6 protein-coding genes are annotated in these 8,476 nt (G+C 71.6%); all 6 read left to right on the top strand.

From position 1 onward, the window contains the following. Window positions 1-162 precede the first annotated feature (162 nt). The 6 genes from ACFV2J_RS14740 (at window position 163) to ACFV2J_RS14715 (ending at window position 8,369) form a co-directional block, all read left to right on the top strand. On the top strand, window positions 163-2,160 hold the full coding sequence (locus ACFV2J_RS14740) for an Ig-like domain repeat protein (RefSeq protein ID WP_385097932.1): 1,998 nt from the start codon (window positions 163-165) through the stop codon (window positions 2,158-2,160). A gap of 81 nt (window positions 2,161-2,241) precedes the next feature. Continuing rightward, on the top strand, window positions 2,242-3,150 hold the full coding sequence (locus ACFV2J_RS14735; protein ID WP_385094806.1) for a sortase: 909 nt from the start codon (window positions 2,242-2,244) through the stop codon (window positions 3,148-3,150). 161 nt (window positions 3,151-3,311) lie between these two features. Next, window positions 3,312-4,130 (top strand): phosphate ABC transporter ATP-binding protein PstB, encoded by an 819-nt coding sequence (pstB, locus tag ACFV2J_RS14730; protein ID WP_385094815.1) that lies wholly within the window; start codon window positions 3,312-3,314, stop codon window positions 4,128-4,130. Window positions 4,131-4,144: 14 nt separating this feature from the next. Continuing rightward, entirely contained in the window at window positions 4,145-4,987 is an 843-nt protein-coding gene (locus ACFV2J_RS14725; RefSeq protein ID WP_385438861.1) for a poly-gamma-glutamate hydrolase family protein, read from the top strand. A 514-nt stretch (window positions 4,988-5,501) separates the two neighbouring features. Further along, a complete protein-coding gene (locus ACFV2J_RS14720; RefSeq protein ID WP_385094812.1) occupies window positions 5,502-6,749 on the top strand; it encodes a M20 family metallopeptidase in 1,248 nt (415 codons plus the stop codon). Between the two features lie 546 nt (window positions 6,750-7,295). After that, on the top strand, window positions 7,296-8,369 hold the full coding sequence (locus ACFV2J_RS14715) for a BMP family protein (protein ID WP_385094818.1): 1,074 nt from the start codon (window positions 7,296-7,298) through the stop codon (window positions 8,367-8,369). Window positions 8,370-8,476 lie beyond the last annotated feature (107 nt).

Genomic DNA, 8,476 nt, shown 5'->3' with positions numbered 1-8,476 from the left:
CCCGGGCCAGAACCGCGGGGCGAACGCGACGAGGTACTTGCTGACGTGCGGGCGGGCGTCGCCCGGGGGCCGGGGCGCCCCCCGCCCCCTGACCCCCCACCCTGCCAGATCCACCCACGCAGAACCGCCGTACAACCGACGCACAACCACAGGAGAACCTCGATGCGCACAATGCGCCTCACCGCGGCCATGGTCGCCGCAGCCGTGGTGTCCGGCACGCTGGCTCTCGCGAGCCCGGCGTCCGCCGACCCCACCCCCGCCGGGACCTTCCGCCAGCTTGTCGGCGTGGGTTCCGACACCACCCAGGACGTCCTCAACGCCCTCGCCGGCGACATCGTCAACGGCAAGAGCTACGCCGGCACCGCCGTGAAGGCGGGCAACGCGGGCCTCGCCTCGTACGACGCGTTCGCGCCCAGCGGCGCCGCCTCCACCATCCAGACCCGTTCCGGCGGTCCGGTCTTCCAGCGCCCCAACGGGTCCGGCCCGGGCCGTGCCGCCCTCAGCATGTCGCTGACGGGTGACAAGTTCCCGGACTCGCACGGCGTCGCCATCAAGGGACAGGTCGACTTCGCCCGCTCCTCCGGCGGCCCGAGCACCTCCGGCACCACCCTCACCTACATCCCGTTCGCCCGGGACGCGGTGGGCGTCGCCGTGCGCGGCTCGGCCCTCGACAACCTGACGGTCGACCAGCTGCACGACATCTACGTGTCCGGCGACAACCGCCTGAAGGAGCTGAACGGCCAGACCCTGCACGCGGTCCTCCCGCAGACCGGCTCCGGCACCCGCAAGTTCTTCCTCGCGGCGATCGGCCTCACCGAGCTCACGGTCTCCTCGGACATCCCGACCGTCCAGGAGAACCAGGCCAACGCCGCGCTCACCCAGGACGGCGCGCTCGTCCCGTTCTCCGTGGGCAGCTGGATCGCCCAGAACAACGGCATCGCCCCCGACTACAGCAAGGCCGCCGTCGCCGCCGGCGCGCACCTGGCCGGCGTCCAGCTGCCCGGTGACACCGGTGTGTCCAGCCCGGTGACGACGGTGAACGGCAAGCTCACCCCGGTCGCCGGCTACTTCGAGAACGCGACCTTCGGCCGCGACGTCTACAACGTCGTCCCGAGCCGCGCCATCGACCCGGCCAGCGTCTTCTTCGACAAGGCGCTGTACGACGTCTTCGTCACCAGCGGCACCCACGAGGCGGGCCTCGCCACCGACACCGCCGAGAAGGTCATCGCCGACTTCGGCTTCCTGAACGAGTCGTACAACGGCTCGGTCAACCCGGCCAGGCACGCCAAGCTCGGCGGCCTGGAGGTGTCCGGCGTCGACGTCAACACGCCCGCCAAGCCCGCGCTGAAGGCCACCACCGGCGACGCGAGCCTCAAGCTGACCTGGACCGCGCCCACCCCCGCGCCCGCGCTGCCCGTCACCGACTACCGGGTCACGCTGACCGGTTCGGACGGCGCCGTCGTGGCCGTCAAGGACGTCCCGGCCACCACCACGTCGTACAGCTTCAGCGGCCTGGCCCTCGGCACCTACACGGCCTCGGTCTCCGCCGCCAACCTCAACGGCACGGGTACCGCCGCCACCTGGACCGGCGCCGTCAAGTACACGAGCTCCGTGAAGGCCACCGCCGCCACGACCGCGTACGGCAAGACCCCCAAGGTCTCCATCGCCGTCACCGGTTCGCACGGCGTCGTCCCGAGCGGCAAGGTGACCGTCAAGGACGGCTCCACCACGCTCGGCACCGGCAACCTGGACAGCTCCGGCAAGGTCGGCATCAACCTGTCCACCCACCTCAAGGTCGCCACGCACACCCTGTCGGTGTCCTACGGCGGCAGCACCAAGCTCAACACGTCCTCCACGACCGTCAAGCTGACGATCACCAAGGCGACCCCCTCAGTGGGCACCACCGCGCCCGCCTCGGTCAGCCACAACAGCAGCGCCAAGGTCGGCGTGAAGGTCACCGCGACCGGCACCACGCCGACCGGCACGGTCCGCGTGTACGAGGGCTCCCACGTGATCGCCACCGGCACGCTCAGCGGCGGCAAGGTGACGCTCACCCTGCCCAAGCTGAAGACCGGCAAGCACACCATGCACGTGTGGTACCTCGGCTCCTCGACGGTGAACTCGAAGAACGGCGCGAACTTCACCATCAAGTCCACCTGACGCACGACCCGACGGGGAGACCGCGACCGCGGTCTCCCCGTCGGCCCCCACCGACGAAGCCATGGAAGGAGACGCGTCGCCGTGACGGTCGCCGTACAGACCACGCTCACCACCCCCGCGCCGCGGCTGGGCGTTCGAGGCGTCACCGCCGTCCGGCACCTCGCCCGGGGCGGTCTGCTCAGCCTGGCCGCCCTGCTGCTCGGCCTCACCGCGCAGCTGCTGCTCGTCAGCGGCGTCCAGGAACGGGCCGCGCAGCACGCCTCGTACGACGCGCTGCGCACCCGGCTCGCCCTCGGCACCGCCCCGGTGGCCCAGACCGACCAGAACGGCGATCTGCTCGCGCCGGGCACGCCCGTCGCGCTCCTCGACATCCCCGCCGTCCACGTCCACCAGGTCGTCCTGGAGGGCACCGACTCCGGCGTCCTCACCGACGGCCCCGGCCACCGCCGGGACACCCCGCTGCCCGGACAGTCCGGCACCAGCGTGCTGATGGGCCGTGCGGCCGCCTACGGAGGGCCCTTCGGCCGTCTCGACGGGCTCGCCGCGGGCGACACGTTCACCGTGACCACCGGCCAGGGCAAGGCGAGGTACCAGGTCCTCGGCGTACGACGGGCCGGCGACCCGGCACCCGCCGCCGTGGTCTCCGGCAAGGGCCGGCTGGTCCTCGTCACGGCCACCGGCCCGCACTTCATGCCCGGCGGGGTGCTGCGCGTCGACGCCGACCTGATCTCCACGCCCGCCCAGACCCCGGCGGCCGTCATCCGTCCCGGCACCCTCCCGGAGTCCGAGCAGCCCCTCGCGCACCCCTCCGGCGTGCCGTGGCCGCTGGTCATGTGGCTCCAGGCGCTGGTGGCCGTCGCCGTCGCCGCGGTGTGGACCTGGCACCGCTGGGGCCGGCACCAGACGTGGATCGTGTTCGCACCGGTCGTCGCGGTCCTGGGCCTCCAGGTCGCCGTCCACACCACCGAACTGCTCCCGAACCTGACGTGACCCGGCTGTCCGCCCGCCCGCCGGCCCGCCCGACCGACCGCTCGACCCGACTCCGCCATGAGGTGCCCGACGTGACCGATGCGATTGCCGCGCGTGACAGCGCCGCACCCGAGACCACCCCGACCCGGACCACCGTGGCCGACACCGTGCTGCTGCCGCCGATCCCGGCCGCGGCGCCCCCCGCGCCGGGACCGGGTGCCCCCGCGCCCGCGACGCTCGAGGCACGGTCCGTCTCGGCATGGTTCGGCAGCCACCAGGTACTGCAACGGGTCTCCCTCACCATGCCCGCCGGGCAGGTCACCGCCCTGATCGGCCCCTCCGGCTGCGGCAAGTCGACCTTCCTGCGCACGCTCAACCGGATGCACGAGCTGATCCCCGCGGCCGCGATGGGCGGCGAGGTGCTCTTCGACGGCGAGGACATCTACGCCCCCGAGCGCCGCCTCACCGACGCCCGCCGCAGGATCGGCATGGTCTTCCAGAAGCCCAACCCGTTCCCCGCCATGTCGATCTACGACAACGTGGTGGCGGGCCTGCGCCTGACCGGCACCCGCGTCGGCCGCCGCGAGAAGGACGAACTGGTCGAGGAGAGCCTGACCAGGGCAGGCCTGTGGAAAGAGGTACGGGACCGGCTCCGCCAGCCCGGCGGGGCGCTCTCCGGCGGCCAGCAACAGCGCCTGTGCATCGCCCGCGCCCTCGCCGTACGTCCCCAGGTGCTGCTGATGGACGAACCGTGCTCGGCGCTCGACCCCACGTCCACCCGCCGGGTCGAGGAGACCATCCACGAACTCGCGGGCCAGGTGACCGTCGTGATCGTCACCCACAACATGCAGCAGGCGGCCCGCGTCTCCCAGCAGTGCGCGTTCTTCCTCGCCGAGCAGGGCACCCCCGGCGGCATCGTCGAACACGGTGACACCGAACACATCTTCGGCACCCCTGCGGACCAGCGCACGGCGGACTATGTGGCGGGCCGCTTCGGCTGACATCCTCGGTCGCCATGGAGACCGGACGCCGTACCCTTCGCACCGCGCCCGCGGCGACACCCGCACCGCACACGGTGCCGGCCGCCGCGGGCGCGACGTCGGCCACGGCACCCCCGTCGACCGCCGAACCGGCCTCGAACACCGCCCTGTACGCCGACCCCGCCTGGACGGAGGGCGTGGACTGGGTCCGCCGCTCCAGACGCCATCCGGCCGACGCCCCGGGCACGACCGGCCGCGCCCCCTTCCCCCGCACCACCGTCATCGCCCCGCACGGCGGCGGCATCGAAGGGGGCACCTCGGAGCTCTGCCTGGCGACAGCCGGTTACGACCCCGCCGACCTCCGACCCACCCCACCCGCCGGACCGCTGCACGACTTCTGGATGTTCGAAGGGCTGATGAGCAGCGGGAACAGCGGCCTGCACGTCACCTCCACCCACTGCGACGACACGGTCGCCCGCTCCCTGTGCGCGGGCAGCCTCAACGTCCTGTCCCTGCACGGCTGCAGGCCGGAGCAGGCGGGCCTGGAACCAGGCGCCGCGGCCGTCCTGGTGGGCGGCCTCGACCCCGCCTTTCGCCGGTATCTCGTGGAGGAGTTCACCGCGGCCGGCATCCGCGCGGTGACGGCCGCGGGCGAGGAGGAGATCGCGGGCGTCTCGCCGGACAACATCTGCAACCGCACCCTCCTCGGCATGGGCGCCCAGCTGGAGATGACCACGGCCCTGCGCGCCGCGATGTTCGCCGAGGGCAAGAACACCCTCGCCACCCGCGCGACCAACCTCCTCCCGTTCTTCTGGACGTTCGTCGGCGCGACCCGCAGGGCGATCGCACGGGTGGAGGCGGGGCGGTCGGGGCCGTGAGCCGGGCGGTCGGACGGGAACGACGTTCCCGCCACGCGCCGCCGGCCCCCTCGCGCGCGGGTCGACGGCGAGTGGTGTCCCGGTGTCCATGCGCATGATCTTGGTCAGGTCTGTGGGACCGTAGGGCACGGGAATGGGCTCGGACACCCCGAGCGTTACCCCATGGGTGTCCGCGAGCAGCCCTCGCGGACCGGATCGAGAGAGGGTCGGCGGCCCGTATCAAGGGTTCGCGCCGCCCCGTGGTCACGGACCGTCACCGCAGCCGGTCACCGGCTTGGACGCGGCAGCCGGTCGGCGGTCGTCCCGCACACGGCGGCCGGGATGCGGCCCGGTCAGGGCGCGCATACCGTCTGGCTCACGATCCCATCGTCCGTAAAGACGGGCGAGCGTACCCATCCCATCTGAAACCTATGCGTCGCGCGGCTAAGTGTTTTCCCCTAACGGGCTGAAGTTTTGTTGATCGTGGGTCAGCCGGCCGCCCCGTCGCCCTACCCTTCAAAGGGTGAATCAATTGATGTCCCGAGAGTACGAGGCCGATGTCCCCGGGGGAGCAGTGCTCCCCGGCACCCTGCCCGACGCCCTGCGTGCCGAGCTGATCGCGTTCCGGCGCGACATGCACATGCACCCGGAGCTCGGCAACCAGGAGTTCCGCACCACCGCGGCGCTCAAGGCACGCCTGGAGCAGGCGGGCCTCAAGCCCCGCGTGCTCGACATCGGGACCGGGCTCATCTGTGACATCGGGATCGACGGGGACGGGGAACCGGACGGCGAGGTCGACGGCGGACGCGGCATGCTCGCCCTGCGTGCCGACATCGACGCCCTGCCCATCCCGGACGCGAAGAGTGACTGCGCCTACCGCTCGACCGTCCCGGACCGCGCGCACGCCTGCGGCCACGACGTGCACACGACCGTCGTCCTCGGCGCCGGCCTCGTCCTCGCCGAACTGCACCGCCAGGGCCTCCTGCCGCATCCCGTGCGGCTGATCTTCCAGCCCGCCGAAGAGGTCCTGCCCGGGGGAGCGCCCGACGCCATCGAGTCCGGGGTGCTGGAGGGCGTGGGGCGGATCATCGGCGTGCACTGCGACCCGAAGGTCGACGCCGGGCGGATCGGGCTGCGCCACGGTCCCATCACCTCCGCCTGCGACCGGCTGGAAGTCTCGCTCGACGGCGCCGGCGGTCACACCGCGCGCCCCCACCTCACCACCGACCTGGTCACGGCCGCCGCGCGTGTCGTCACCGACGTGCCGTCCCTCGTCGCCCGGCGCGTGGACGCCCGCAGCGGGCTCGCGGTGACCTGGGGACGGATCGAGTCCGGGCACGCCTGCAACGTCATCCCGCAGCACGCGGAGCTCTCCGGAACCGTGCGCTGCCTCGACCTGGAGGCGTGGCGGCAGGCGCCCGACCTGGTGCACGAGGCCATCGACGAGATCGCCAATCTGTACCGCGCCAAGTCCGAGATCAACTACGTCCGGGGGGTCCCGCCGGTCGTCAACGACCCGGCGGTCACGGAGCTCCTCCACGACGCCATGACCTCCCGGCGCGGCCCCTACTCCGTCGAGGACACCGAACAGAGCCTCGGCGGCGAGGACTTCTCCTGGTACCTGGAGCACGTGCCCGGCGCCATGGCCCGTCTCGGAGTCCGTACACCGGGCGAGCGCACCACCCGTGACCTGCACCGCGGCGACTTCGACGCGGACGAGTCGGCCATCACGGTCGGAGTCGAGCTCTTCACCGCGGCGGCTCTGCTCGACGCGATCCGCTGAGGCCCGCGGGGCCCGCGGGGTCTGTGAGGCCGACGGGGTCTGTGAGGCCCGCGACGCCTGGAGTCCCTTCAGGCCCTGTCCCGCGTGATCCGCCGGACACGGCCTGAGGGCCTCGGAACCTCAAGCCTCCCTGAGGACCGCAGAACCCCAGAACCCCAGAACCCCAGAACCCCAGAACCCCTGGACCCCAGGACCCCAAGCCCGGGACGCCGTCCCCTGAACGCGAGGCGCACACGCCGAGTTGGCGCGAAACGGCCTGCGCGCCCCGGGTGGCGTACGACGGGCCCCGGGTGACTTGCGAGGTGGCAGAGCCCCCGGTCCGCCCGATGCCCCGATCGGTGCCCCTTCGTCCACTTGCGTCACCCTGACGTAACGGGTGGCGCGCAAACGTAACCCGGTGGCGGCACGGTTCGATAACGGCCAGGAGGATTCCCGTTCCCCTGCCCTTCTACGCGCGTTACTGTGCGCCGAACCGCTGCGGTGCGGCGTGTTGGGGAAGCGGACCGGTGACGGCCGTGGGGATGAAGGGTGCTTGCTGTGCGTCTGATGTCTCGGAGGACCAGGTTCTCCCAAGCAGCGGTGGCCGTGTCGGTCATCGCCCTCGCGGCCGTGGGTTGCGGTAAGTCCAGCACCGACTCGTCCGGTGGTGGTGGTTCCGACAAGAGCTCGTCGGGTTACTCGGGCAAGGGCATAGGCCTCGCCTACGACATCGGCGGCAAGGGCGACCAGTCGTTCAACGACGCCGCGTTCGCCGGTTTCCAGAAGGCCGAGGCGGAGTTCAAGATCGGCGGCCGGGACATCGAGCCGCAGGACGGCGAGTCCGACGCCGACAAGGTGCAGCGTCTGGAACAGCTGGCCAAGTCCGGCTACAACCCGGTGATCGGCGTCGGCTTCGTCTACGCGCCGGCGATCAAGGAAGTCGCCGCCAAGTACCCGAAGATCACCTTCGGCATCATCGACGACGAGCAGGACAAGGCGGCGAACATCGCCGACCTGGTCTTCCACGAGGAGCAGTCGTCCTACCTCGCGGGTGTCGCGGCGGCGAAGGCCACCAAGAAGAACCACATCGGCTTCATCGGCGGTGTCGACATCCCGCTGATCCACAAGTTCGAGGCGGGCTTCGACCAGGGTGCCAAGTCGGTCAACCCGAAGATCAAGATCGAGTCGCAGTACCTGACGCAGACGCCCCAGGAGGGTGGCTTCGCCAGCCCCGACAAGGGCAAGGACGCGGCGGCCGGCCAGATCGAGAAGGGCGCCGACGTGCTGTACCACGCGGCCGGTCTGTCCGGTCAGGGCGTGATCTCCCAGGCCGCCGCCAAGAAGGTGTGGGCCATCGGCGTCGACTCCGACCAGTACGCGCAGAGCTCCCTGGCCAAGTACAAGGACTGGATCCTCGGCTCGGCCCTGAAGAACGTCGGCGGCGCCGTGTACGACCTGGCCAAGTCCGTCGTCGACGGCAAGCCGCTGAACGGCGTCGTGCGCGGTGACCTGAAGTCGGGCGGCGTGGGCTTCGCCGACACCAACCCGAAGTACAAGGCCATGCCGGACGTCGTCGCGGCGGTCGACCAGGCCAAGCAGGACATCATCGACGGCAAGGTCACCGTCAACACCAACCAGTGAGTCGTGTCGGTGGTCGCTGACCACCGAGGGGGAGCCCCCGGCCCCCGGGGGGGGGGGGGGGGGGGCCCCCCGACCAGAAGGGGGGCCCCCAGGACGGTTAAAAAAAA

The organism is Streptomyces sp. NPDC059668 (assembly GCF_042734135.1).
GTDB lineage: Bacteria > Actinomycetota > Actinomycetes > Streptomycetales > Streptomycetaceae > Streptomyces.
The sequence above is the reverse complement of the archived record's forward strand: the minus strand, read 5'-3'. Positions and strand labels throughout refer to the sequence as shown.